The organism is [Clostridium] clostridioforme AGR2157 (genome assembly GCF_000424325.1).
Classification (GTDB): Bacteria; Bacillota; Clostridia; order Lachnospirales; family Lachnospiraceae; genus Enterocloster; species Enterocloster clostridioformis_A.
The window spans coordinates 51,819-76,362 of record NZ_AUJR01000015.1 but is presented as its reverse complement, the minus strand read 5'-3'; the positions used below and the strand labels follow the sequence as shown (position 1 = coordinate 76,362).

Below are 24,544 nucleotides of genomic sequence, written 5' to 3'. Positions count from 1 at the left end.
TAATTATTCTTACTTAACCAACAGTGATTTGCCTGTCATTTCCCTAGGCTGCTCCATTCCCATGAGCTCGATAAGGGTAGGTACGATATCGCACAGGGCACCGCCTTCACGCAGCTTATAGGATGGGTCTGCATTTACCAGGATGAACGGTACAGGGTTGGTGGTATGGGCGGTAAATGGCTCGCCGGTCTCATAGTCCACCAGCTGCTCTGCGTTTCCGTGGTCCGCACAGATGAACATAACGCCGTCCGCTTCCTTGATGGCCTCCACTGCACGGCCCACGCAGGCGTCCACGGTCTCGATGGCCTTGATGGCTGCGTCCTCAACCCCGGTATGGCCTACCATGTCAGGGTTGGCAAAGTTGATAATGATGACATCGTATTTACCGGATTTGATGGCTTCCACCAGCTTATCGCACACGCCGTTCGCGCTCATCTCAGGCTTTAAATCATAGGTGGCAACTTCCTTTGGAGAAGGAACCAGGATGCGGTCCTCACCCTCGTTGGGTTCTTCCACACCGCCGTTAAAGAAGAAGGTCACATGAGCATATTTCTCAGTCTCCGCAATCCTCACCTGTGTCTTTTTGTGGGCTGCCAGGAATTCGCCAAAGGTATTGGTGATGCTCTCCTTCTTAAACGCAACCAGCTTGTTTTGGATGGTCTCATCATAATCCGTAAAGCATACATACACCAGGTCCAGCCTTTTCTCCCTTGGGAAGCCGTCAAAGCTGTCGCCGCAGAATGCACGGGTAATCTCCCTTGCACGGTCCGGACGGAAGTTGTAGAAAATCACGGAATCCTTGTCCTGGATTGTTGCCACAGGCTTGCCGTCCTTCATCACCACAAAGGGGATAACGAACTCATCTGCCTTGCCATTGTCATAAGAAGCCTGGATGCCTGCCGCAGCGCTTTCAGCCTGATTTCCTTCGCCCTTTGTCAGAGCACTGTAAGCCAGCTCCACGCGGTCCCATCTCTTATCACGGTCCATGGCATAGTAACGTCCCATGACAGATGCCACCTCGCCTACGCCAATCTCCTTCATCTTTGCTTCCAGCTGCTCCACAAAGCCTTTTCCTGATTCAGGAGGTGTATCGCGGCCATCCAGGAAACAGTGTACATAAACCTTCTTTAAGCCGTTCTTCTTAGCCAGCTCCAGCAGGCCGTAGATATGGGTGTTGTGGCTGTGTACGCCGCCGTCAGACACCAGTCCGAACATATGAAGGGCAGAATCATATTTTTTGCAGTTTTCAACTGCTGTAAGGAACTCCGGAATCCGGAAAAAGTCCCCGTCCTGAATGGATTTTGTGATTCTGGTCAGTTCCTGGTATACGATACGGCCTGCTCCCATGTTCAGATGTCCTACCTCAGAGTTGCCCATCTGTCCCTCGGGAAGTCCCACCGCCATGCCGCTGGCCTCGCCCTTTACAAAGGGGCACTGGCTCATGAGCTGGTCCATAACCGGGGTTTTGCCCTCGCATACAGCGTTGTGCTCGCAGTTATCGTTCAGTCCGTAGCCGTCCAGAATCATTAATACGGTTGGTTTTTTACTCATTTTCAATCTCCTTCTGTTTTAAATGCCCTGCCGCCTTAGGGTGCGTGAATCCCACATTGGGACACGCTCCGGTCAGGGGCAGGGCACACATTCCGCTATTACTTGTTGTAATTTACAATCTTGCCAAAGTCAGGCTTTAAGGAAGCGCCGCCTACCAGTCCTCCATCGATATCCGGCTGTGCGAAAAGCTCCGGAGCGGAGGATGCGGATACAGAGCCGCCGTACTGGATACGGATTGCCTCAGCTGTAGCCTCATCATAAATCTCCCCAATGCATCCACGGATGGCTGCGCAAACTTCCTCAGCCTGTTCTGTGGTAGCCACCTTGCCGGTGCCGATTGCCCAGATTGGCTCGTAAGCAATGACTGCAGTCTTAGCCTGGTCAGCTGTCACATTCAGGAATGCAATCTTAATCTGCTGGCGAATCCAGTCAATGGTGATTCCCTGCTCCCTCTGTGTCAGTGTCTCTCCGCAGCAGACAATCGGTGTGATGCCGTGTTCAAAGGCCTTTAACACCTTTTTGTTCACGGTCTCATCTGTCTCCGCGAAATACTCGCGTCTCTCGGAATGGCCGATGATTACGTACTTAACGCCGGCGTCTACCAGCATATTTGGAGAAATCTCGCCTGTATAAGCGCCCTTCTCCTCATAGTACATGTTCTCGGCTCCGATACAGATATTGGTGCCCTTAGCTGCTTCCATAGCAGGAATGATGTCAATGGCAGGCACACAGAATACCACATCCACATCCTCATTCACTACCAATGGTTTTAACTCGTTTACAAGGGCAACTGCCTCTGATGGAGTCATATTCATCTTCCAGTTGCCTGCTATAATTTTCTTTCTTGACATTGTATTTTACCTCTCCCTTTCACACAGAAATCCATCATTTATGGGAAACCCGAATTAAGCTTTGTTGTCAGCTGCAGCCACGCCTGGCAGTTCCTTGCCCTCCAGGAATTCCAGGGAAGCGCCGCCGCCGGTGGAGATGTGGGTCATCTTATCAGCAAAGCCCAGTCTCTTCACAGCGTTGACAGAGTCGCCGCCGCCGATTACAGTGGTAGCATCTGCCAGGTCAGCAACCGCACGGCATACTTCCAGTGTGCCTTCTGCGAAGTTGGAGAACTCAAACACGCCCATAGGTCCGTTCCACACAACGGTCTTTGCGCACTGTAATGCTTCCTTATAAAGCGCGATGGTCTTAGGACCGATGTCAAATCCTGACCAGCCCGCATCGATTACATCCACTACTTTATGCTCTGTGTCGTTGGAGAATTCTTTTCCTTCCACATGGTCAACAGGAAGCAGCAGCTTAACGCCCTTCTCCTCTGCCTTCTTAATCATCTCCAGAGCGTAATCCAGCTTATCTGCCTCACATAAGGAGTTGCCGATTTCCTGGCCCTGTGCCTTTGCAAAGGTGTAAGCCATACCGCCGCCGATAATCAGGGTGTCAACCTTGTCTAACAGGTTGTTGATTACATTAATCTTGTCGGAAACCTTGGCGCCGCCCAGGATAGCCACGAATGGACGAACCGGATTCTCAACTGCCTGCCCTAAGAATTTGATTTCCTTCTCCATCAGGTAGCCTACCACGTTCTCCTTGGTAAATCTGGTAACACCTACGTTGGAGCAGTGTGCCCTGTGGGCAGTACCGAATGCATCGTTTACGAAAATGCCGTCGCACAAATCAGCCAGCTCTCTTGCATAAGCCTCGCTTGCAGCATCGCCGTCTTTGAATTTGGTCTCCTCAACCCTGTAACGGGTATTCTGAAGGAGCAGAACCTCTCCGTCCTTTAACTCATGAGCTACCTTCCGGGTCTCAGGTCCTGTTACCTTTGGATCGTCCACAAACTTAACCTCTACGCCCAGTCTTTCGCTCAGAGCAGGAGCAACAGGAGCAAGGCTCATCTCCGGAACGGGCTCGCCCTTTGGCTTGCCTAAATGGGAGCACAGGATAACCTTGGCGCCCTGGTCAAGAAGCTTCTTTATGGTAGGGATGGCTCCGTCAATACGGTTATAGTTCTGGATGACGCCTTCCTTTAACGGAACGTTGAAATCGCAGCGTACCAGTACCTTTTTGCCCTGTAAATCCTTTAAATCATCAACTGTTTTCTTGTTTAACATATGTCTATCCCCTTTCAGAGTTATTGATACATCCGGCGAACAAAGGGCCCGGCCCAAACGACCGGACCCTTCATGAGTCTACATAAAAATTACTGTCTTATTGTCACAATTAGCCTAACTCAGCAAAGTACTTGATTGTCCTTACCATCTGGCTTGTGTAGGAGTTCTCATTGTCATACCATGAAACAACCTGTACTTCGTACAGATCATCAGCAATCTGAGCTACCATGGTCTGTGTTGCGTCAAACAGAGAACCAAATCTCATACCGATAACGTCAGAAGATACGATGGCATCTTCGTTGTATCCAAAGGACTCGCTGGAAGCTGCCTTCATAGCTGCGTTAATGTCTTCCTTTGTAACGCCGGCCTTCTTAACAACAGCTGTTAAGATTGTGGTGGAACCGGTTGGTACAGGTACACGCTGTGCGGAACCGATTAACTTGCCGTTCAGCTCTGGGATGACAAGGCCGATAGCCTTGGCAGCGCCGGTGGAGTTAGGAACGATGTTAGCCGCGCCGGCTCTTGCTCTTCTCAAATCACCTTTTCTGTGTGGTCCGTCCAGAATCATCTGATCGCCTGTGTAAGCGTGGATGGTGGACATGATACCGCTCTGGATAGGAGCGTAATCATTCAGTGCCTTAGCCATAGGAGCTAAGCAGTTTGTTGTACAGGAAGCTGCGGAGATAATCTTGTCGTCAGCTGTCAGTACATGTTCGTTAACGCTGTATACAATAGTAGGAAGGTCATTGCCTGCCGGAGCGGAGATAACAACTTTCTTAGCGCCTGCGTCGATGTGTGCCTGAGCTTTGTCCTTAGAGCAGTAGAATCCTGTACACTCCAGAACTACGTCTACGCCGATTTCTCCCCATGGAAGCTCAGCAGCCTTTGGCTCCTTGTAGATGGTAATCTTCTTGCCGTCTACAGTGATGGAATCCTCTCCAGCCTCAACGGTGTGCAGACCCTGGCCATAAACGCCGGCATATCCGCCCTGTGCTGTATCATACTTTAACAGATGAGCTAACATCTTAGGATCGGTTAAGTCATTGATAGCTACCACATCGTAACCTTCTGCTCCGAACATCTGACGGAAAGCCAGACGTCCAATACGTCCAAATCCATTAATCGCTACTTTTACTGCCATGATTCAATTCCTCCTAATTTGTTAATAAATATATTTATTGTTAAATATTAATCAACCTCTTTCTATTGTAATCAATTTCTAATGAAATGGCAAGTCCTTTTTTTATTTTTACGGATATTTGACCTTTTTATACAAGAAAAGACTGGAATCTTGCCATTCGGGTATTTTCTGCTATAATGTTGTTATGAAATGCGTATGAAAATGATAGAAGCAAAGGAGAATCTCCAATGATATACGACTGCCATCTGCACACTGAATTTTCCGGTGACTCCAACACCCCTATCAGCCTGCAGATTGAGAAAGCCATAGAACTTGGCATGAAGGAGATGTGCATTACCGACCACCACGACTACGATTCCGGATTCTGCGACTGTGATTTTATCCTGGATATTCCCACCTACCTCACAGCCCTGCGCATGCTCCAGGCAGAGTACAGGGACCGCATCCGCATCAACATTGGAATCGAGCTGGGGCTTCAGGAGCATCTTAAGGAATATTTGGAGCACTTTGTAAAGCGTTATGGGGATTCCTTTGATTTCATCATCGGATCCAGCCATTTTGTGAAAAGCATGGACCCCTACGACCCCGAATACTGGAACAAGCGGGGCGAGGTGCCTGGCTTTGAGGATTTCTTCGAGGCCTCCCTGGTGCGTGTCAGAGACCTGTGCCACACCTTTGATTCCTTTGGCCATCTGGATTATGCGGTGCGCTACGCTCCCCACCAGAACGACTTTTACGACTGCCGGCATCTGAGCCAGTGGATTGACCCGCTCTTAAAGATTCTTATTGAAAACGGCAAATCTCTGGAGTGCAACGCAGGCGGTTTTAAGTACGGCCTGGGCCAGCCCAATCCCTGCCGGGAGATTCTTATGCGCTACCGGGAGCTGGGAGGCGAGATGATTACCATTGGATCCGACGCCCATACCCCGGAGTATGTGGGTTATGCCTTTGACACCTGCCGCGAACTGCTGCTGGACTGCGGTTACAAATATTTTACCGTGTACCATGGCAGGAAGCCGGAATTCATTCCTCTTTAGCCGGGGGACGGCTGTGGACAGCGTTTATGCACCTCATTCCGCACTTTCCGTCTTCATGGCCGTCTTCACATCCTTCAGGAACTGCTCCCATGCGTCCTCGTGCTCCACATAATACTTAGGGCAGAGTTTTTCATTTACATCATAATGGCGTATGACGTCCTTGGGCGTCAGTTTCAGCTGCCTGCAGAGGAAGGCCGTCAAATCCGCCAGGGATTCATATGTGGCATCATTGAACTTTCCGCTGTCGTCCGGATGGCACACCTCAATGGCAACCGTCGTGTTGTTTAATGGGGCATTGGCATAGGCAATCTCATTTACAGGAATGCACTGGATGACTTCCCCTTCCAGTCCCACCACAAAATGACTGCTGGCAGACGAACCGCTCTTTTGAGGGTCCTGGTCAGCCAGGCTGTCAAAATAGTCCCTGTTATTTTTAGCCGTGGAGCCGGGATTGGCCACATAGTGTATAACAATCTTATCCACCCTCTGCCGCCCCACGTCCGGCCTGGAAAATATATTCTTCCTTATGAAATCCTGCTCTACATAATCCGGCACCTCCACTGCCTTCAAATCCACGGTATATGGTCTCTCCCAGCCCCAGAGGTAATAACCTCCGCCCAGACCGGCACCTGCGCCCAACATCAGCACCAGCAGAAGCGCCAGGAAGGACACGCCTTTCCCGGAAGTGTTCCGGTGTTCTCCTGAACATGAATTTCCTGTCTTTTTATTCCTTTGGGACCGGCCGGCCTTCTTTCTGGCATTCCGGTCCTCCTGCGCCGTTCCGGCAGCAGGCTTTCTGGCCTCTGGCCCCGTATCTCCCATACCGGGCTTTCTCCTGGAAACCCGCTCACGTCTGGGCCTGCCTCCTATGTAGGAATCCCCCACAGGAGGATTCTGGCGGCCTGACGCCGGCCTGTTCGGCTCCAGCGGTACCTGCCGGATATCTTCATAATCTCTCATCCCATCTATATCGTTAGTCCGTTCCTCTCTCATCCTTTCGTACACCTTTCGTTGATTCGCCACAGATTCTGTCACATGAACAATATAACATTTTTCAGCTTAAAACACAATGGATGTTGCATTTTATGAATCAATTTGTAAAATCTTAAAATAGATGCAACTTTATCCTTGCCTCAGACGTCTAACAGTCAGAAGGATATGAAAGGAGGATGCAGATACATGGGCTTCCACAACCATACGGCGGAAACAGAACGTCTCCTTACGGAAAATTATGAACGCTACTACCGCCTGGCATTTAAGCTGATGCGAAACCAGGATGATGCCCTGGATGTAGTCCAAGAAAGCGCCTACCGGGCAATTAAGGACTGCAAAGAGGTCAGAAATAAAGACTACCTGTCCACATGGATTTACCGGATCGTAGTCAACACAGGCCTGGATATGCTGCGCAGGAAAAAGAAAGAAACCCCCACAGAAGAAATGCCGGAGACTCCCACGGAGGACCATTACCAGGACCTGGATTTAAAACAGATGATAAATCGGCTGGATGACAAAAGCAGGAGCGTCATCATACTGCGGTATTTTGAGGATCTTAAATTAGAAGATATTGCTGATATAGTAGGTGAAAACCTCAATACAGTAAAGGCCAGGCTTTACCGTACACTGAAAAAACTAAGGCTGGAACTGGAGCCGGAGCCTTCAGGCGGAAACCAGAACCATTTTTCAGAAAGGAGCCATGCTCATGAAACAGGAAGAAAACAGACAGATGGATAAGCTGAAATCAGATTATGAAAGCATACCGGTTCCAAAGGAAGCAAAGGAACGCATGCTTGCGGGCATTGCCCAGGCAAAAAAAGAACAGAGAGGTGTGATTATCATGAAATTCGCAAAGAAGACTGGCGGGGCCGCTGCCGCTGCCATGATTGCCATTACCGTACTGGCCAACGCCACACCGGCACTTGCCAATGCCATGGAACAGATTCCGGTCATAGGATCCATCGCAAAGGTGGTAACCTTCCGCACCTATGAAGATAAAAAAGATAATTTTGAGGCAGATATCAAGGTTCCCCAAGTGACAATTGAAGGGACCGAGGGCGCCCAGGTACCGGCAAACAAATCCATTGAGGATTATGGCAATGAGCTCATTGCCATGTATGAGGAAGAATTGTCGAAGGACAACGGAGAGGGACACTATGGTCTGGATTCTCGCTATGAAGTGGTGACAGACAACAGCAAATATCTGTCCATCCGCATTGATACCACCCTTACCATGGCCAGCGGTACCCAGTTCGTCAAGGTATTTACCATAGATAAGGCTACCGGAAACGTCATCTCCTTAAAGGACCTGTTCCATGACCGTCCGGAAATGCTGGATGCCGTCAGCACCAACATAAAGAGCCAGATGGCGGAACAGATGGCAAAGGATGACTCTGTCATGTACTTCTACCAATCCGACATGCCGGATGAGGATTTCAAGGGACTTACAGGTGATGAGAGCTATTACTTCAATGAAAACGGGGAACTTGTGATTACCTTTAACGAATATGATGTGGCGCCGGGTTACATGGGTGCCGTACAGTTCACCATTCCCAGTTCCGTTACAGGTACCTTTTAAATACTGAATCCGGCCATGCATATTTTCCACCCCCGCCTTCCATACTAATACTGAGGTGATGAATATGATAGAGCGAGATGAACTTCCCATTGGATTTACCATGGAGCTGGCCATGAATCCTGAAGCCATGAGCCGTTTCTCCGGTCTTACGGAGCCGGAACAGGAACATGTGGTAAACAGGGCCAGAAACATAAAAAGCCATGAGGAAATGCGCAACTACGTGGAAAATATGTTTACGGAAGGATGATGGCACATGGACGGAATACAGATACCAGGAGGGCAGGAGCCCGGCAGACAGGAACCCCTGGAACTCCCAGGCAGAAACAGCAGCACCTATGGGGATGGAGACATTCCTGAAATTGATTTGCCCGGCGCAGACAGCGCCACCCATGATTTCCCTCAGGAATTACCTGAAAACCGCATGCAGTCCTGATGAACCAGGGCTGCATTTTTTTGCGCATTTTTAACCCATGCCTTCCCAGGCCTTGAAATGCACTATATATTGTGATATTATTATTTTTAACACAATATATAGAACGGAGGGTGTAATTATATGGAAATACAGGAGTGGCTGGGAGCTGATAACCAGCTGGGAATCGATATCTGGAAACACAAATACCGTTATCAGAATGAAACCTTTGAACAGTGGCTTGGGCGCGTCAGCGGGGGAAACGGCACGATTGCAGGGCTGATACGGGAAAAGAAGTTTCTTTTTGGGGGAAGGATACTGGCCAACCGGGGCCTGGAATATGTTGGGCGGAAAATCACGCTCTCCAACTGCTATGTCATCGAACCTCCCCAGGATGAGATTGAGAGCATTTTTGAATGTGCGAAAAAGCTGGCGCGTACATACAGCTACGGCGGCGGATGCGGCATTGACATCTCTCTGTTAAGTCCCAGGGGAGCTAAAATCAACAATGCGGCCAAGGAGACCTCCGGAGCCGTTTCCTTTATGGACCTCTATTCCCTGGTCACGGAGCTCATCGGACAGAATGGACGGCGGGGCGCCCTCATGATATCCATTGACTGTTCCCATCCGGATGTGGAGCAGTTCATCGACATCAAGACCGACCTGTCCAGGGTCACCAAGGCAAACATATCCATCCGCATCTCCGATGCTTTTATGGAGGCAGTTAAGAACAACCGTGATTTTCTTCTCCACTACACAAGGGAAGCCACAGGCGAAATCATACAGCAGACTGTAAATGCGCGGGAACTGTTCCACCACATTGCAGAGACAAACTGGGACTACGCGGAACCGGGAGCCCTGTTCTGGGACCGCGTCAAGGAGTGGAACCTGCTCAGCAATACAAAGGAATTTTCCTATGCAGGCGTCAACCCCTGCGCCGAGGAACCCCTTCCGGCAGGCGGAAGCTGCCTTCTGGGAAGCATTAATCTGTCCCAGTTTGTCGTGGAACCCTTTACATCCATGGCCTCCTTTGATTTCGACGGCTTCAAACAGTGCGTACGCGACTGTGTGCGGGCCTTAAACGAGGTACTGGATGAGGGAATGCCCCTCCATCCCCTGAAGGAACAGCAGGAAAGCGTAAGGGACTGGAGACAGATTGGTCTGGGTATCATGGGGCTGGCAGATATGCTCATCAAGCTGGGGCTGGCCTACGGGGATTCTGCTTCCCTCAAGCTGTGCGGCCGCATCGGCTTTGCCATGGCGGACACGGCCATTGCAGCCTCCGCCCTTCTGGCAAAGGAAAAGGGTCCATTTCCCCGGTGCCATGCCGGAGAAATCATGGAAACGCCTTTCTTTCAGGCCAATACCTCCGTCCCCACCAGGGAACTGGTGAAAAAGTATGGACTCCATAACTCCCAGCTCCTGACCATTGCCCCCACCGGCACCCTGTCCACCATGCTGGGAATATCCGGCGGCATCGAGCCGGTCTTTGCCAATTACTATGAACGCAAGACCGAGTCTCTCCACGGAAAGGATGTATTTTATAAGGTATATACCAGAATCGTGGAAACTTATATGAAGGAACACAAGATTACCGATGACTCCCTTTTGCCAGACTTCTTTGTCACGGCCATGACCCTGGATTACCGCCAGCGTATCGGAATGCAGTCCGTCTGGCAGGAACACATCGACGCCTCCATCAGCTCCACCGTCAATGTGCCCAGCCAGTTTACGGTGGAGGAAACCGGGCAGCTGTACCTGTATGCCTATGAAAAGGGATTAAAGGGCATCACCATATTCAGGGACGGCTGCAAGCGCGTCGGCATCCTGACGCCGGAGGAGGAAAAGAAGCAGAAAGGCGCCGTGGCAGGCGAGGGACTGGGCAGGGGCGAAATCATTCAGGTCAACGACGATGTCATAGGCAAGAAGCGCAAGCTCATCACGGGCTGCGGAAGCCTTCACTGCATCGCGCTCTTTGACCCTTATTCAGGGGCTCTGCTGGAAGCCTACCTGAGCAAGGGCTCCACCGGAGGCTGCAACAACTTTATGATTGGGCTCTCCCGCATGATCTCCATCAGCGCCAGGGGCGGCATTGACATCCACACCATCATAGACCAGCTGAATTCCACCGGTTCCTGCCCTTCCTACACGGTTCGCAGGGCCACCATGAAAGATACCAGCCGCGGTTCCTGCTGTCCCATGGCCGTGGGCAATGCCCTGCTGGACATGTATAACGAAGTCCAGGATGATCTGGCACAGAAAAATGGCGTCGCAGGCCACACGCCGTTAAAGCCGCCCAAACCCCAGGCAGTAAAGATACGCAATCAAAAAATGCTCTGCCCGGAATGCGGCGAACCCCTGGTATTCGAGGGCGGCTGTAACCTGTGTAAAAGCTGCGGCTGGAGCAAATGTCTTTAATCGTGACAGCGCAAAAACAGCACAATGCCCGAAAGACCGTGGAAACGGCCCGTTCCGGGCATTGTGCTGGTATGTGTTCTGTTTCAGGTACAGTCTTTATGGACTGTCCTCATTGCACAAACGGAGGAGGAGGGATTTGAACCCTCGCGCCGGTGCTACCGACCTACTGGTGTTCGAAGCCAGACCCTTCAGCCACTTGGGTACTCCTCCAAAAAAATGCCAACTACTGCATTATACACTAAAATCCGTGTTTTGTGTAGTAGTTGGCGTTAATTTTTTAGACATTTTCAGCATATTTTCAAACTATCTTAAAAATGACCTCAAATCCCCTTTAACTGGCTGCTGCCTGCATCTCGGTATATTCCGCAGGATTTGGAACAGGTACATCCACGGGCTGGCCGGGGTCCGCTATTCCCACATCGCCGTCCAGGCTCACGCTGAAGGTCTCACCCTGCATGGTCATATCCATATCCATCTTGAGGCGCATCTTAATGCAGTCGCCGGCCGGATTAACCACATACTCTCCGCGGATATTGTGAAGCTTCATGTCAAGACCGTCCAGCATGCCTGTAAGTCCGGTAGAGCCAAGTACCATCTGCATGTACTCGTTCATCCTGGCATCGTTGATGGTATAGCCGATAACCTTGTTCTCGCCCTCATCCCACAGATTGAAATCCCCAATCAAATCCTCCGGCACATCGAAGGCCTTGGATGACGCCATGGCCTGATTCATCATGTCGCCCATGGCCATGGGATACTTCACCTTCTGTCCCAGCATATCCATATAGACATAGCCGTCCATATAATACATGGAATAGGTGATGGGCTCGCTGTCCGGAACCGTCATACGGCAATAGGCCATATAGCGCAGCTGGTTCGGGTCCTGCATATGATTCATCTTCATATTCATCTCCAGCCGCATGTCGATGGGACTGATACCTTCATTCTCAAGCAGGCTGCCTGTCATCTTCATCTTGAAATCGTAAAAGGCGTTCATATCCGTCATGTTCTGGTTCTTGGCTTCCACTGCCTTATACAGTTCCAATGCTTCCTGTGACTGAGCCGCATAAGCGGTCATGGGACATAACAGGGCTGCTCCCAGCACCACTGCCAGCAGACGTTTCATTAATTTCATGTTATCCCTCCTTGTCTTGAACAAACCTTTGGTGTTATGTTCATTGTAACTCATCAGGTTTAATTTGTAAATGCGGAAGGATTTACGTTTTCCTTACATTTACATTTTTAACATCATTCATAATATCTATACGGCACAATTCCCCCATAGATTTTGTCAACTGGATTTCATGCATTTTGCGATATATAATATGTCTGCTGTTCAAAGCTGTATCAATTATACATAAAGATAAAGCATCATGAAGGGGTATGGTATGAAATTTAACTGGAGCTATTTCTTTCAAACACTTCCCTATATTGCTGGCAAGCTGAATGTGACTCTGACCCTGACCATTATCAGTGCCGTTTTCTCGCTTGTCATCGGAATGATCTTTGCCATTATCAGCTATTACAAAGTAAAGGGAGTGAGCCAGGTTTTAAAAATCTGGATATCCTTTGTCCGCGGTACACCGGTTGCCGCCCAGCTGTTCTTTTTCTATTACGGGCTGGCCAACCTAAGTTCCCTTATCCTTAATATGTCTCCCACCGTGGCTGTTGCGGTCATCATGAGCCTGAACATGGGAGCGTTTGTTTCAGAATCCATCCGCGGGGCATTGATTTCCGTGGATGAGGGGCAAAGGGAAGCAGCCATGGCCTTTGGCATGACAGGTTTCCAGATGACAATGAGAATAGTCATTCCCCAGGCAATACGGGTTGCCTTGCCGCCTTTATTCAATGACCTGATTAATCTTTTTAAAATGTCATCCCTGGCATTCCTGGTTGGAGTCCGGGATGTGATGGGGGCCGCAAAAATCGAAGGAGCCAACACCTTCCAGTTCTTTGAGTGCTATGCTTGCGTCATGTTGATTTACTGGGTTATAACACTGATTCTCACGGCTTTTCAGAAAGTATTGGAAAAACGGTGCAATGCTATTTTTTAGACCGTTTACTTATATATTATAATATTCATCATGGAGGAAACATATGAAAAGCAAAAAAGCAACCGCTCTTATTATCTCGGCAGCCCTGGCAGCTGCTTCCATGGCAGGCTGTTCAGGCCAGAACCCGGAGCCTGCAGCCTCTGCCAAAACCACACAGGCAAACCAGTCCGAAAATGCAAAGACAAACGATTCTGGCAATGATACAGAACAGGCTGAAAGCCGCACTGTCATTGTAGGGACTGCCGGTACCGGCGAACCCTATTCCATGGTTGACGACCAGGGAAACTGGACAGGAGCTGAAGCTGACCTTTGGGCTGAAATCGAAGCCCGCACCGGATGGACCATCGAGATGAAACAGGTTTCAGATATGGCCTCCCTGTTTGGGGAATTAAACACCGGCCGTGTGGATGTGGCCGCAAACTGCTTTGCCATTACCGAAGCCCGTCTGAAAACATATATTGCATCTGACCCAATCTATGCGGATGCGCAGGTCATCATAGTCCGGCCGGACAGCGAATACAAGACTCTGGATGATTTACGGGGATGTACCATCGGAGTGACAGCCGGACAGGCTGCTCAGTCAACGGTTGAGAACATGGCTCCTGATTATGATTGGGAAATCGTAACCTATGAGGATTCAAATGCAGGCTTTCAGGATTGTTCCCTGGGGCGCATTGACTGTTATGCAAATACAGTTACCAACATTGAAAAGGCAGAAAAAGCCCAGAACCTGGAATTCCGTATGTTAGACCAAAAGCTGTTTGGAAACAACGTAGGCTGGTGGTTTGCTGACACAGAGGAGGGAGCAGAACTCCGCGATGCTGTCAACGTGGTATTAAAAGAAATGCATGATGATGGAACTGTATCCGAAATCATCACCAAATGGTTCTATGAGGATTTATCCCAGCTTATTAGCGACGAGTGGTTAACGGCAACCCACTAAATAACAGCTGAAAATCTGCAGTTGAAGGGAAATAACAGATGGTTACAGTAGAAAATCTGTCCAAAACATTCGGAACTGATACAGAAGTTCTAAAGGACATTAATCTGAATATAAAGAAAAATGAAATAGTGGCCATCCTGGGGCCATCGGGTACCGGAAAATCCACCCTACTGCGCTGCCTGAACTTTCTGTGTATACCCACCACGGGAATCATTCAGATCGGCAATGCGCGGGTGGACGCAGCCAGGTATACTTCTAAGGAAGTACGGAACCTGCGGCGTCAATCTGCCATGGTATTCCAGGGCTATAATCTATTTAAGAATAAAACAGCTTTGGAAAATGTCATGGAGGCGCTTGTGACCGTTCAGAACAGACCAAAGGCTGAAGCAGAGGAGACATCCTTGCGGCTTTTAGAGAAAGTAGGCATGCTGGACCGTAAGGATTTTTACCCGGCCAAGATGTCGGGCGGACAGCAGCAGCGTGTGGCCATTGCCCGGGCCCTGGCTGTTAACCCGGATGTCCTCCTTTTTGACGAGCCCACTTCTGCCCTGGACCCTGAACTTGTAGGGGAAGTGCTGAATACCATCCGCCAGCTGGCCGAAGAGGATTCCACCATGGTCCTGGTCACCCACGAAATCAAATTCGCAAGAAACGTAGCAACCCGCATATTGTTCATGGACAACGGAATGATTGCGGCTGACGGTTCTCCTGAGGAACTCATTGATAACCCTGAAAATCCAAGGCTGCGCCAGTTTTTAAATTTCGTACGCAAATAAAGTCAAATATACCGGCCTCACTGTCTGTGGGGCCTTATTACATTCTATTCCGACTCAGGGAGGAATCACTGCCCAAAATACTGGTTCACCCCAGCCACCAGGCCGTCTGCCAGCGTAGTCAGCGTGGCCGCAGAATGGTCGGAAGCCTTATCTCCCAGCTCTATATCCACGGACGGCACAGTGGAGAAGGAAGTCTGGGTCAGATCCATGGCCATGGAGCCGCCGGAGAATATCTTGACTCCCGCCCCCTTAAGCCCTGCCACCAGGCTTTCACCAAGGGCATTATGCTGCTGCCAGTGAGATTTTACGGGTTCCATGTTCCGGTAGGATTCCACATTGGGGACGCTCATGTAAAATGCCCCCTTGTTATTGGTGGTGGAATCCCAGTGAAGGGCAATGTGGCAGTCGCTTGCATTATTGGCTATGACAGTCCTGGCTATATTATCCAACTGGACATCGTCGCTCTCCCGGATCATCAGCACATCATATCCTGCTGCCAGCAGCTTATCCTTCAGTATCTTTGCCATGGACAGCGTCACCTTGCTCTCAGCGGTTCCGTCGGCAAAGGTCATGCCGCCTGACACGGCTGCCGCAGAGGTAGCCCCTGCGCCGGTGGTGCCTCCGGTTACCTTGGGAGTGCCGTCGGGATGACACAGCGTCTTGACAGAAGCACCGCCCTTGGTTCCATGCCCCGCATTGACGCAAACCGTGATGCCCTTGGGGCTTGCTGCCTCGGAGCGGTACAGTACCGCCGCACCCGAATAAATCTTGGAAAACTCCGCGTATTTCCACGAAGGATTCAGGGTTATCTCCCCGCTGTCCACACATGCCTGGGGCAGCGCAGCCGCGGTCTCCGGAACCTGGGCGGTTATATATCCGGATGATATGTAACCCGGCATTCCATTATAATCGATTCTGGTCCACTGCTCCCCCTTCCCGGTACGCTTTAGTCCGGTTCCGGGACTGGCGTATGTCAGAATGTTGGAATCGTCCCCTGTATCGCAGGCAGAGCGTATACGAACACTGCCGCCGTCTGATGATTTCACATAGACAGTGTCTGATACATCCTCAAACTGAGGCATGGGTGCCGTGGTTCGCTCTGTGTCCAGTTTGATGGTCTCAGCCTTACTGCCTTCACCCTTACCGCTTTCGGCTGTACCGCCTTCATCCGCACCGCCTTCTCCCAATGCACCTGAGGCCTCACCGGCTGCCGGACTCTCCTGGCTCCAGGATGCCTCCCCGCCTTCGGACTGGATTCTGGCCTTCATCTCGCTGCCGGGCACATATTTTCCGCACCCGGTCAGACTCATGCCGGCGGCCATGATGCCTGCCAGTCCAATGGCGGCTAGACCATTTACCCGCCGTTTGTTACGTGCCATTCCGTTACGTGCCATTCCGTTACGTTCCATTCTGCCTGTATGCGCCGCGCTGCTTTTACACGCGGCACTGCTTTCTCTTATCTTCCGCTTCATCTTATTATGGTACCTCCGCCTGCCACATAATCCCCGTCGTAAAATACCACGGCCTGTCCGGGAGTCACGGCCCGGACCGGCTCATGGAAACGGCATTCCACCATATCATCCCCGATTTCCCGGATGGTACAGGGACTTCCTTTGTGGCTGTATCTGATTTTGGCTAAGACATCCATGGGCTTTCCATGAAGTCCGTCAACTGCCATCCAGTTCAGTTTACCGCAGCGGAGCACATTTGTAAATACATCCTCGTTGTCACCGATGACAACTTCATTTGTTTCAGGGCGTATTTCCACCACGAAAACAGGGCGGCCCATGGAAAGGTTCAGCCCCTTTCTCTGGCCCACCGTATAGTGGGTAATACCCCTATGACGGCCCAGAACATTGCCGTCCAGGTCCACGAAGTTTCCGTGCGGCAGCTCCCTGCCCGTGTATTCCTCAATAAATGACGCGTAATCGTGGTCCGGGATAAAGCATATCTCCTGGCTGTCCGGTTTATGTGCCACCGGAAGTCCCAGGCGCTCTGCCATGTCCCGTATCTCCTCCTTGTGGTAGCTTCCCACAGGCATCAGGGTATGGGACAGCTGTTCCTGGGTCAGGTTGTAGAGAGCGTATGTCTGGTCCTTTGAGGCGGTCACCGAGGTTTTCAGGGAATAACGCCCTCCCGGCAGCCTGTCTATCTGCGCATAATGGCCAGTGGCAATGTAATCAGCCCCGATGGCAATGCTCCGCCTGAGCAGCGACTCCCACTTCACATGGCGGTTGCAGGCAATACACGGGTTGGGCGTCCTTCCCTCCACGTACTCGCCTACAAAATAATCCATCACGTTTTTACGGAACTCTTCCTTGAAATTCATGACATAATAAGGGATACCCAGGTCCATGGCAACCCTTCTGGCGTCGTCCACCGCGCTTAAACCGCAGCAGCCGCCCTCTGCCTCCTGGACCTCAGTATCCTCGTCCTGCCAAATCTGCATGGTCACGCCAATCACGTCGTAACCCTGTTCCTTTAACAGCCAGGCTGCCACGGAGGAGTCAACTCCTCCTGACATGCCTACTACTACCTTCCTGCTCAATAGTTCTCCTCTTCTTCCTCTTCCTCAATATTATCCTTGGGCTTTTCTAAGCCCTCAATGGTAATACCGTTTTTCTGTGCGTAATCCCAGAGGGCCGCATGGATTGCTTCCTCTGCCAACAGAGAACAGTGTACCTTAACCGGAGGCAGTCCGTCAAGTGCTTCCATGACTGCTTTATTGGTAACGGCCATGGCCTCCTGGACCGTCTTTCCCTTTACCAGCTCCGTGGCCATGCTGCTGGTTGCCACGGCAGCCCCGCAGCCAAAGGTTTTGAACTTCACGTCCCGGATGACCTGGTTCTCATCAATATCCAGGTAAATCCGCATGATATCGCCGCATTTGGGATTTCCCACTGTCCCCATTCCGCTGGGGTTCTCTATCTCACCCACATTTCTGGGGTGCTCAAAATGGTCCATTACTTTTTCTGTGTACATCTATATTCCTCCTGAATCGTTCCAAGTTTATCTTTCATACAGGCACTTCCCTGTATATTATTTTTTCTCACCGCCATTGTGCTTTATATAATCCTCATACAAAGGCGACATGCTCCGCAGGTATCCTACGATATCCTTAATCTGCTCCACCACATAATCCATCTCTTCCTTTGTGTTCTCCTCGCTTAAGGTAAGACGGAGGGAACCGTGGGCAATCTCATGAGGCAGTCCGATGGCCAAAAGCACATGGGAGGGGTCTAATGACCCTGAGGTACAGGCAGAACCGCTGGAGCCGCAGATTCCCGCCATGTCCAGCTTAATGAGAAGGGATTCACCTTCAATAAACTGGAAGGCAAAATTCACATTGTTGGGAAGGCGGCTGGTGCGTGAGCCGTTAATCCTGGTAAATGGCACCTCGTCCATGACCCGCTTCATCAGATAATCCCGCAGCTGCGTTTCCCTGGCAGCCCGTTCCTCCATGTTGGCCATGGCCAGCTCCACCGCCTTGCCGTATCCCACTATACCGGGCACATTCTCTGTTCCGGCACGGCGCTTGCGCTCCTGGGCGCCCCCGTGGATGAAGGAACGAATCTTAACACCTGTACGGATATAGAGGAATCCGATTCCCTTTGGCCCGTTCAGCTTATGTCCGCTGGAGCTGAGCATATCAATATTGTACTCATCCACGTGGATGGGCACATGGGCAAATGCCTGTACCGCATCGGTGTGGAACAAAATCCCGTGTTCCCTGGCAATGGCCCCAATCTCCTTGATGGGCTCGATGGTGCCGATCTCATTATTGGCAAACATCACTGATATGAGGATGGTGTCCGGCCGGATGGCCTTCTTAAGCTCATCCAGCTTGACCACTCCATTTTCATCCACATCCAGATATGTGACCTCGTATCCCCTTTTCTCCAGGTACTGGCAGGTGTGAAGGATGGCATGGTGCTCAATCTTGGTGGTGATGATGTGTTTCCCTTTATTTCCATAGGCCTCTGCCGTGGCCACCAGGGCCCAGTTATCGGCCTCGCTGCCTCCGGCCGTGAAATATATCTCATTGGTCTTTGCCCCCAGGGACTGGGCAATGGTCTCTCTTGCATGGTTTACAGCCTTTTTACTCTCAGTGGAGAAGTCGTAGACAGAGGAGGGGTTTCCGTAATATTCCGTAAAGTATGGAAGCATGGCCTCCACCACCTCCGGCCTGGTCTTTGTGGTGGCCGCGTTATCCAGATAAATCAATTGCTTCATAATCAAAATCCGCCTTTCTGAAGTCCTGAAGTTAAAAGCTTCATCTACGCTTTTTACTATACCATAGTATTCCTACAATTTCAATAGGAATACTTGTTTTATATGGTACTACTGTTATTATATGAAGCATGAGGGCGCTTAAAACCAGCCGCTTGTGTTCTACATCCTGGAATTCATCATATATTTTTAATAATTCCCATCTCCAGGAGCGTTTATGAATCACTCATTGACCGCATCCTCCCCTGTCTCCAAGCGTCTGTCACCCAGGAAAATGGCCTTCATCACCGGGACCTTACTCCTGACCTCCACCGGGTTCATATGCAGGATACTGGGATTCTTCTATAGAATCTTCATGTCCAGGACCATCGGTGCCGAGGGACTGGGTATTTACAATATGGTGCACCCCATATTCAGCATCTGTTTCGCCGTCTGTGCAGGTTCCCTCCAGACCGCCCTGTCGCAGTACGTGGCTGCCAACCAGACCAGGGGCAGGGCCGTATTCAGGACGGGTCTGGTTATTGCCATGGGCATGTCCTTCCTCCTGGCCTGGGGCATCTATGGAAATGCCGGTTTCCTGGCAGAGAAGCTTCTGCTGGAGCCAAGATGCGCCCCCTATCTGCCGGTGATGGCAGTGTCCGTCCCCTTTGCAGCCCTCCACGCCTGTATCAACGGTTACTACTACGGCATGCAGAAAGCCCGTGTACCAGCCTTTTCCCAGGTGGCGGAGCAGGTCATACGCATGGGAGCCGTGTTCCTCATTGCCAGCATCTGGCTGGAATCAGGGCGCCAGATTACGGTAAGCCTGGCTGTATACGGACACCTGATTGGTGAGATGGCATCTGCCGTGTTCACCGTGTTCTGTCTCGGATTCTTCCCGCCTTGCAAAGACGGAGATTCCCGCCGCGCACCGGCCCTCCCCCTTTCCTTTGGCGCCACCGCTGCCCCCCTTATGGCCCTGGCCCTTCCCCTTATGGGAAACCGCCTGATTTTAAATGTCCTGGGAAGCGCGGAAGCCATATGGATTCCCAACAAGCTGATAAGCTCCGGCCTTACCAACTCCGAGGCCCTGTCCGTATACGGCGTGCTGACCAGCATGGCCCTTCCGTTCATCCTGTTTCCCTCTGCCATCACCAACTCCATGGCCGTGCTCCTGCTGCCCACGGTGGCCGAAGCCCAGGCCGACGGCAACGAGGCCCGTATTTCCTCCATGATATCCATGTCCCTGCGCTACAGCTGCTATATGGGCGTGCTGTGCATCGGCATATTCACCATCTTTGGGAACCAGCTGGGCGTCAGCGTATTCCACGACCAGAATGCGGGTACATATATCACCATCCTGTCATGGCTGTGCCCCTTCATGTACCTGGCCACTACCATGGGAAGCATCCTAAACGGCCTTGGCAGGACTTCATCCACCTTCTTCCAGAATGTGTTTGCCATGGTCATACGACTGGCATTTGTGCTCTTTGCCATTCCGAGATACGGAATCCGGGGATACCTGTGGGGCATGCTGGTCAGTGAACTGGCCCTGGCCCTCATGAGTTTCCTTGCGGTGAAGCGTCTGGTGCCCTTTTGCTGGGATACCGCCAACATGATAGTTAAGCCAGTGCTCCTTCTGCTGGTCTCCATCGGCATGTACCTGGCATTTTCCCAGGCCTGCGTCTGGCTTAAAGAGCTTCCCCTCTTTATCATGACAACAGTGCAGATTCTGTTCCTGAGCTTCAGCTACATGGGACTTCTGCTCCTGTTCCACAAAAAGCGGCCCCTGCCTTAGTGTCAGGGACCGCTTTTTCCTTGCATTGCAAACAATATATTCTTCAGAATCCTTCTTACGTGTTATATTTTTCCACATAATAACTGAGGATGTCTGTCAATATATAAGATTCATATATCTCGAATACCGTCTCATTATCATGATACAGACAGAACGATGTGGCGTTGATTCTGAGTAAAGGCTGGTTTTTCTCTGTCTCCAGATATCCGTAGATTTCGCTGCTCCCCACTGTGGCGTTTAAAATCTGGCGCGCCTTTGTGAAGGAGAGCTGGTAAAAGGATTTCAGCACCTCGTACAGGGAGTTGTGGTTGAAGTCAAATAACTCCAGCTTGGGAAACAGCTTCTTTGGAAGGATGGAGGTATTGATACAGTAGGGCCTGCCGTCCGCATAATAAATGCTCTTGATGACATAGACCTCCTCCCTTTCCTTTAAGCCCATCCTGCGCCTTATGTCCGCGTCGGCTTCCTCCACCTTCAGGGACAGCAGCTTCTTGGACGGCGTCTTTCCCTGATGGAGGATGGCTTCGGTAAAGCTGTAGATGCGCGATAGTCCCTCCGACGCATGGTCCCTGACAAAGCTTCCTTTTCCCTTGATTCGGTAGAGCAGCCCCTCATGAACCAGCTCGTCTATGGCCTTTCTGACCGTAATCCTGCTCACCCCATAGGACGCGCACAGTTCATTTTCCGATGGAATGACCTGGTTGGGCCTGTATTCCATGCTCTCGATTTTATGTATGATATCCTGCCTGATCTGCTCATATTTGGCTAATTTCTCTCTCATGATAACCTCAATCCGCACTCTTGCTGTTTTTATCATTATATACTGAGAGAGACATTCTTTCAACTTATTGGAGAGAGAAAAGGGGGTATTACGCTGTTTTCTGCGATATTTTCCTCCAGTTCATATACCCATAGAGGGAATTCAGCAGATTTACGGTCTTCATCACAATGATGAGCAGGGCCGTGGTATCCCCTGATACAAACACCATAATCCACATGATGATGGACAGCGCGTTGACAATGACCCACATAAGCCACTGCTCGGAATAACGGAGCAAATAGAGCATACTGGCTATGACGGAAACCACTGTGGTCAGTGAATCCATAAATACAAAGGAACCGCCCATGTATTTTAACAGTTCTGAATATCCCCATACTCCCACGGCTGTGGCAGCCGCTACCCCTGCCATAAGCTTAGGCGTCATGGTGCGGAATCGGACCTCGCCGTCGCTGGTTGCGTTCCTCTTCCACAGATAGATGGCCGTGGCGCTGACCGGTATGCTGTAGAGAACATTGTACATTACCTCGCCGTACAGCGGGATTCCCAGGCACTGGTACGCGTACAGGGCGCTGTTGATGATGGCAAAGCAAAGCCCTGCCACCTTGCCCTTGGCTCCCAAAACCAGGTTCAGGCTGCCTGTAAGGCTTAAGACAAGCATGAACGGCGTATCCCCGTTGATAAACCATATAACGGTCATCAGTGAGCACACAAAAACCAGCCAGACTTTTTCAAATATACTCCAATCATGAAAGAACTCTTTTATCTTATTCATATAAACTTCCCCTCCACATTCGTATGTTATATGCAGCCATTCAGGATATACGATGCAAAATCCTGCTGTTCAAACATTTCCCTGGTCATCACCGGTCCCTGGATGCTTACGATTCCCGATGCCATCCGGTTGGCCAGTCTCACACATTGTTCCGTATCCAGCCCTTTGGAATACCCTGCAATCATGGCGGCCACATGGCTGTCTCCTGCCCCTATGGTATCCTTTACCCGGGCCTTACAGGCAGGGACCGACTTCATCCCGCTGCCGTCATAATACATGGTACCGGAAGCCCCCATGGTGACCACCACAAGGTTATGGTTCAGGCCGTGCAGGTACCTCAGGCAGTCCTCCACAGACGGCTGCTTCGCGTAATCAAAGGCTTCCTTCTCATTGAGATGGAGAATGGGCTCCACTGAAAGGATGCGCTCCATCACATCCCCGTCAATGTCGGTTATGACAGGCCCCGGAGCAAAGAAAACGCGCTTTTCCTTCATCCTGTCCTTCGCGCCCTCCATCCAGCCGGATATGACCCTGCCGCTGGTGCCGCACACCTGGTATCCGGCCACATAGATGCTGTCGTAGGAATCCTGGGACAGCTGTTCAAACCAGGAGGGCCTAAAGCACCCTTCCGCACCCTTGACCGTGATGAACGTGCGCTCTCCATCCTCCTCCACCAGACACAGGCAGTAACCGTTGTCCGACTCCTCTTCCCTGATAAGGATGCGGTACCCCAGTTTTTCCAGATCGCCTGCAATCATATCCCCGTACATGCCCCTTCCCACAGGCACGAAAAGGTCGTGGTCCACGCCAAAGCCCCGCAGCGTACCTGCCACGTTGTAGGCACATCCTCCCACCGCGGACATGGTTTCGCTGCACAGGATGTCCTCCCCGCTTTTAGGCAGGCGCTTTATTTTCATGATAATATCAATGATGGCCGCACCTATCACAAGGGTTTTCATGCAAGTCTCTCCCTTCCTTTTTCCAATATCTGTATGTAATGGTCAAAGTCAGCGTCATTCTGCTGCCTCAGGGTTTCAATGTATTCCTGTTTTATCTGTCCAAGCCCTGTAAATGCCCCGCAGACAGCAGTTGCCATGGCTCCGATGGTGTCTGTGTCGCCTGCCATGTTGGCGCAGAGCAGGCAGGACCGGTTGGGGTCCTGGGCAAAGTATGCCACGGACAGGGCTGCCGGTACGGACTCAATGATACCCACCCCGGTGCCCACCACATCATAGAGCCTGCGGATGAATCCCTCATCATCCCCCCTATGGGCTCTGGCAATGTCCAGGCCGATCTTTAAGCGCTCTCCCAGCTTTGGACTGAAGGTCTCGCAGCCCATGCCGTAACCAATCTCCTCAATCCCAAACACATCCTCCATGACTTCCTCAAAGTCATCCTTCACAATGGCCGAGCTCACTGCCTCCGCAATCATGGCCGCCCCGGCTATGGTCACATCGCTGGTATGCGTGGCTCTTGACACCTGGTACACATACCTGGCAATGTCCTCCTTCTGTTCCGGCCTGAACAGGCAGCCGATGGGGGCAATCCTCATGGCGCTTCCGTTGGACAGTGCCTTGTCCGTAATCCTGGAATCCTGAATGTTGTCCCTGAAATTCGCCAGAGCCACCTTGGAGGTGGGGCCCAGTATATTGTTCTCAAAGGCATTCTCCTTTTCAGCCCAGGCTAACATCCTCAGGGCAATGTCCCTTGTGTCCGGTTCATATTCAGTGGACGCAATGGAGTCCAGCAGAACCAGGGCCTGGCCCGTATCGTCGGTGAACTGTCCCTTCTTATAATTAAAAGCCACATCATTCTCAGCCGGTCCGTCTAAAAATCCCTCAATCCGTCCGAAAAAGGCTTTCACTCTCTTTCTTCCCCACAACTCGGCAGGCATACCCATGGCGTCGCCCAGGGCCATCCCGTAAAGGGCTCCGGCAATTTTGTCTCTCATACTGTTTCC

General features: G+C 51.0%; 24 protein-coding genes and 1 tRNA gene. 10 read left to right on the top strand and 15 right to left on the bottom strand.

What is annotated here, in order from left to right; translation table 11 throughout:
* Nucleotides 1-9: 9 nt before the first annotated feature.
* The 4 genes from gpmI to gap all read right to left on the bottom strand — a co-directional run bounded on the left by gpmI (nt 10) and on the right by gap (nt 4,815).
* On the bottom strand, nt 10-1,551 hold the full coding sequence (gene gpmI / locus G614_RS0109005) for a 2,3-bisphosphoglycerate-independent phosphoglycerate mutase (RefSeq protein ID WP_027641709.1): 1,542 nt from the start codon (nt 1,549-1,551) through the stop codon (nt 10-12).
* Between the two features lie 98 nt (nt 1,552-1,649).
* Nucleotides 1,650-2,402 carry a triose-phosphate isomerase gene (gene tpiA, locus G614_RS0108995; RefSeq protein WP_027641708.1) on the bottom strand — a complete coding sequence of 251 codons (753 nt, stop codon included), beginning with the start codon at nt 2,400-2,402 and terminating at the stop codon, nt 1,650-1,652.
* 54 nt (nt 2,403-2,456) lie between these two features.
* A complete protein-coding gene (locus tag G614_RS0108990) occupies nt 2,457-3,674 on the bottom strand; it encodes a phosphoglycerate kinase (protein WP_027641707.1) in 1,218 nt (405 codons plus the stop codon).
* 109 nt (nt 3,675-3,783) lie between these two features.
* The gene (gene gap / locus G614_RS0108985) at nt 3,784-4,815 is read right to left on the bottom strand and encodes a type I glyceraldehyde-3-phosphate dehydrogenase (protein ID WP_027641706.1); all 1,032 of its coding nucleotides are present in this window, start codon (nt 4,813-4,815) and stop codon (nt 3,784-3,786) included.
* Between the two features lie 227 nt (nt 4,816-5,042).
* On the opposite strand from gap, the gene G614_RS0108980 reads away from it, so the two are divergent.
* Nucleotides 5,043-5,852, top strand: coding sequence for a histidinol-phosphatase HisJ family protein (locus G614_RS0108980; protein WP_027641705.1), 810 nt, complete (start codon nt 5,043-5,045; stop codon nt 5,850-5,852).
* Between the two features lie 33 nt (nt 5,853-5,885).
* Here the strand turns inward: G614_RS0108980 and G614_RS0108975 are convergent, their stop codons facing one another.
* The gene (locus G614_RS0108975; RefSeq protein ID WP_027641704.1) at nt 5,886-6,845 is read right to left on the bottom strand and encodes an N-acetylmuramoyl-L-alanine amidase family protein; all 960 of its coding nucleotides are present in this window, start codon (nt 6,843-6,845) and stop codon (nt 5,886-5,888) included.
* 186 nt (nt 6,846-7,031) lie between these two features.
* Here G614_RS0108975 and G614_RS0108970 point away from each other — a divergent pair, with 186 nt between their 5' ends.
* From G614_RS0108970 to G614_RS0108950, 5 genes are all read left to right on the top strand, one after another.
* Nucleotides 7,032-7,583, top strand: coding sequence for a sigma-70 family RNA polymerase sigma factor (locus G614_RS0108970; protein WP_027641703.1), 552 nt, complete (start codon nt 7,032-7,034; stop codon nt 7,581-7,583).
* A complete protein-coding gene (locus G614_RS0108965; protein WP_027641702.1) occupies nt 7,552-8,424 on the top strand; it encodes a DUF3298 and DUF4163 domain-containing protein in 873 nt (290 codons plus the stop codon). Before G614_RS0108970 ends, G614_RS0108965 begins: the two co-directional genes overlap by 32 nt.
* Before the next feature lie 64 nt (nt 8,425-8,488).
* Nucleotides 8,489-8,671, top strand: a complete 183-nt coding sequence (locus G614_RS0108960; protein WP_027641701.1) for a hypothetical protein — start codon at nt 8,489-8,491, stop codon at nt 8,669-8,671.
* Nucleotides 8,672-8,677: 6 nt separating this feature from the next.
* Nucleotides 8,678-8,857, top strand: a complete 180-nt coding sequence (locus tag G614_RS0108955; protein WP_027641700.1) for a hypothetical protein — start codon at nt 8,678-8,680, stop codon at nt 8,855-8,857.
* A gap of 120 nt (nt 8,858-8,977) precedes the next feature.
* On the top strand, nt 8,978-11,251 hold the full coding sequence (locus G614_RS0108950; RefSeq protein WP_027641699.1) for an adenosylcobalamin-dependent ribonucleoside-diphosphate reductase: 2,274 nt from the start codon (nt 8,978-8,980) through the stop codon (nt 11,249-11,251).
* A gap of 121 nt (nt 11,252-11,372) precedes the next feature.
* On the opposite strand, the gene G614_RS0108945 is transcribed toward G614_RS0108950, so the two are convergent.
* Nucleotides 11,373-11,461 (bottom strand) — tRNA-Ser (locus G614_RS0108945).
* A 121-nt stretch (nt 11,462-11,582) separates the two neighbouring features.
* Entirely contained in the window at nt 11,583-12,386 is an 804-nt protein-coding gene (locus G614_RS0108940) for a DUF6612 family protein (RefSeq protein ID WP_027641698.1), read from the bottom strand.
* 253 nt (nt 12,387-12,639) lie between these two features.
* Between G614_RS0108940 and G614_RS0108935 the strand changes: the two genes are divergently transcribed.
* Genes G614_RS0108935 through G614_RS0108925 form a run of 3 tightly spaced genes read left to right on the top strand, consistent with a single transcriptional unit; the run spans nt 12,640 to nt 15,024 of the window.
* Nucleotides 12,640-13,305: an amino acid ABC transporter permease gene (locus G614_RS0108935; RefSeq protein WP_027641697.1), complete on the top strand. Its 666-nt coding sequence runs from the start codon at nt 12,640-12,642 to the stop codon at nt 13,303-13,305.
* A 43-nt stretch (nt 13,306-13,348) separates the two neighbouring features.
* Complete coding sequence (locus G614_RS0108930) at nt 13,349-14,248, top strand: transporter substrate-binding domain-containing protein (RefSeq protein ID WP_027641696.1); 900 nt, start codon at nt 13,349-13,351, stop codon at nt 14,246-14,248.
* A gap of 38 nt (nt 14,249-14,286) precedes the next feature.
* Complete coding sequence (locus G614_RS0108925) at nt 14,287-15,024, top strand: amino acid ABC transporter ATP-binding protein (protein WP_027641695.1); 738 nt, start codon at nt 14,287-14,289, stop codon at nt 15,022-15,024.
* A 65-nt stretch (nt 15,025-15,089) separates the two neighbouring features.
* On the opposite strand, the gene G614_RS0108920 is transcribed toward G614_RS0108925, so the two are convergent.
* The 4 genes from G614_RS0108920 to nifS are packed head-to-tail and all read right to left on the bottom strand — an operon-like array spanning nt 15,090 to nt 19,257.
* Nucleotides 15,090-16,496, bottom strand: coding sequence for an N-acetylmuramoyl-L-alanine amidase (locus G614_RS0108920; protein WP_027641694.1), 1,407 nt, complete (start codon nt 16,494-16,496; stop codon nt 15,090-15,092).
* Entirely contained in the window at nt 16,493-17,572 is a 1,080-nt protein-coding gene (gene mnmA, locus G614_RS0108915) for a tRNA 2-thiouridine(34) synthase MnmA (RefSeq protein ID WP_027641693.1), read from the bottom strand. Before mnmA ends, G614_RS0108920 begins: the two co-directional genes overlap by 4 nt.
* Nucleotides 17,569-18,006 (bottom strand): Fe-S cluster assembly scaffold protein NifU, encoded by a 438-nt coding sequence (gene nifU / locus G614_RS0108910; protein WP_027641692.1) that lies wholly within the window; start codon nt 18,004-18,006, stop codon nt 17,569-17,571. Before nifU ends, mnmA begins: the two co-directional genes overlap by 4 nt.
* 57 nt (nt 18,007-18,063) lie before the next feature.
* Nucleotides 18,064-19,257 carry a cysteine desulfurase NifS gene (nifS, locus tag G614_RS0108905; protein WP_027641691.1) on the bottom strand — a complete coding sequence of 398 codons (1,194 nt, stop codon included), beginning with the start codon at nt 19,255-19,257 and terminating at the stop codon, nt 18,064-18,066.
* 214 nt (nt 19,258-19,471) lie between these two features.
* Between nifS and G614_RS0108900 the strand changes: the two genes are divergently transcribed.
* A complete protein-coding gene (locus tag G614_RS0108900; RefSeq protein WP_027641690.1) occupies nt 19,472-21,031 on the top strand; it encodes a putative polysaccharide biosynthesis protein in 1,560 nt (519 codons plus the stop codon).
* Between the two features lie 55 nt (nt 21,032-21,086).
* On the opposite strand, the gene G614_RS0108895 is transcribed toward G614_RS0108900, so the two are convergent.
* The 4 genes from G614_RS0108895 to G614_RS0108880 all read right to left on the bottom strand — a co-directional run bounded on the left by G614_RS0108895 (nt 21,087) and on the right by G614_RS0108880 (nt 24,535).
* Nucleotides 21,087-21,812 (bottom strand): GntR family transcriptional regulator, encoded by a 726-nt coding sequence (locus G614_RS0108895; RefSeq protein WP_027641689.1) that lies wholly within the window; start codon nt 21,810-21,812, stop codon nt 21,087-21,089.
* An 88-nt stretch (nt 21,813-21,900) separates the two neighbouring features.
* A complete protein-coding gene (gene pnuC, locus G614_RS0108890) occupies nt 21,901-22,584 on the bottom strand; it encodes a nicotinamide riboside transporter PnuC (protein WP_027641688.1) in 684 nt (227 codons plus the stop codon).
* A gap of 26 nt (nt 22,585-22,610) precedes the next feature.
* Nucleotides 22,611-23,543, bottom strand: a complete 933-nt coding sequence (locus G614_RS0108885; protein ID WP_027641687.1) for a PfkB family carbohydrate kinase — start codon at nt 23,541-23,543, stop codon at nt 22,611-22,613.
* A complete protein-coding gene (locus G614_RS0108880) occupies nt 23,540-24,535 on the bottom strand; it encodes an ADP-ribosylglycohydrolase family protein (RefSeq protein ID WP_027641686.1) in 996 nt (331 codons plus the stop codon). Before G614_RS0108880 ends, G614_RS0108885 begins: the two co-directional genes overlap by 4 nt.
* Between the last annotated feature and the right edge of the window lie 9 nt (nt 24,536-24,544).

What these genes read in the sequence shown, in the direction of transcription:
- gpmI (WP_027641709.1), bottom strand. Translation starts at nt 1,551, where the DNA reads ATGAGTAAAAAACCAACCGTATTAATGATTCTGGACGGCTACGGACTG.
- tpiA (WP_027641708.1), bottom strand. Translation starts at nt 2,402, where the DNA reads ATGTCAAGAAAGAAAATTATAGCAGGCAACTGGAAGATGAATATGACT.
- G614_RS0108990 (WP_027641707.1), bottom strand. Translation starts at nt 3,674, where the DNA reads ATGTTAAACAAGAAAACAGTTGATGATTTAAAGGATTTACAGGGCAAA.
- gap (WP_027641706.1), bottom strand. Translation starts at nt 4,815, where the DNA reads ATGGCAGTAAAAGTAGCGATTAATGGATTTGGACGTATTGGACGTCTG.
- G614_RS0108980 (WP_027641705.1), top strand. Translation starts at nt 5,043, where the DNA reads ATGATATACGACTGCCATCTGCACACTGAATTTTCCGGTGACTCCAAC.
- G614_RS0108975 (WP_027641704.1), bottom strand. Translation starts at nt 6,845, where the DNA reads ATGAGAGAGGAACGGACTAACGATATAGATGGGATGAGAGATTATGAA.
- G614_RS0108970 (WP_027641703.1), top strand. Translation starts at nt 7,032, where the DNA reads ATGGGCTTCCACAACCATACGGCGGAAACAGAACGTCTCCTTACGGAA.
- G614_RS0108965 (WP_027641702.1), top strand. Translation starts at nt 7,552, where the DNA reads ATGAAACAGGAAGAAAACAGACAGATGGATAAGCTGAAATCAGATTAT.
- G614_RS0108960 (WP_027641701.1), top strand. Translation starts at nt 8,489, where the DNA reads ATGATAGAGCGAGATGAACTTCCCATTGGATTTACCATGGAGCTGGCC.
- G614_RS0108955 (WP_027641700.1), top strand. Translation starts at nt 8,678, where the DNA reads ATGGACGGAATACAGATACCAGGAGGGCAGGAGCCCGGCAGACAGGAA.
- G614_RS0108950 (WP_027641699.1), top strand. Translation starts at nt 8,978, where the DNA reads ATGGAAATACAGGAGTGGCTGGGAGCTGATAACCAGCTGGGAATCGAT.
- G614_RS0108940 (WP_027641698.1), bottom strand. Translation starts at nt 12,386, where the DNA reads ATGAAATTAATGAAACGTCTGCTGGCAGTGGTGCTGGGAGCAGCCCTG.
- G614_RS0108935 (WP_027641697.1), top strand. Translation starts at nt 12,640, where the DNA reads ATGAAATTTAACTGGAGCTATTTCTTTCAAACACTTCCCTATATTGCT.
- G614_RS0108930 (WP_027641696.1), top strand. Translation starts at nt 13,349, where the DNA reads ATGAAAAGCAAAAAAGCAACCGCTCTTATTATCTCGGCAGCCCTGGCA.
- G614_RS0108925 (WP_027641695.1), top strand. Translation starts at nt 14,287, where the DNA reads ATGGTTACAGTAGAAAATCTGTCCAAAACATTCGGAACTGATACAGAA.
- G614_RS0108920 (WP_027641694.1), bottom strand. Translation starts at nt 16,496, where the DNA reads ATGAAGCGGAAGATAAGAGAAAGCAGTGCCGCGTGTAAAAGCAGCGCG.
- nifU (WP_027641692.1), bottom strand. Translation starts at nt 18,006, where the DNA reads ATGTACACAGAAAAAGTAATGGACCATTTTGAGCACCCCAGAAATGTG.
- nifS (WP_027641691.1), bottom strand. Translation starts at nt 19,257, where the DNA reads ATGAAGCAATTGATTTATCTGGATAACGCGGCCACCACAAAGACCAGG.
- G614_RS0108900 (WP_027641690.1), top strand. Translation starts at nt 19,472, where the DNA reads ATGAATCACTCATTGACCGCATCCTCCCCTGTCTCCAAGCGTCTGTCA.
- G614_RS0108895 (WP_027641689.1), bottom strand. Translation starts at nt 21,812, where the DNA reads ATGAGAGAGAAATTAGCCAAATATGAGCAGATCAGGCAGGATATCATA.
- pnuC (WP_027641688.1), bottom strand. Translation starts at nt 22,584, where the DNA reads ATGAATAAGATAAAAGAGTTCTTTCATGATTGGAGTATATTTGAAAAA.
- G614_RS0108885 (WP_027641687.1), bottom strand. Translation starts at nt 23,543, where the DNA reads ATGAAAACCCTTGTGATAGGTGCGGCCATCATTGATATTATCATGAAA.
- G614_RS0108880 (WP_027641686.1), bottom strand. Translation starts at nt 24,535, where the DNA reads ATGAGAGACAAAATTGCCGGAGCCCTTTACGGGATGGCCCTGGGCGAC.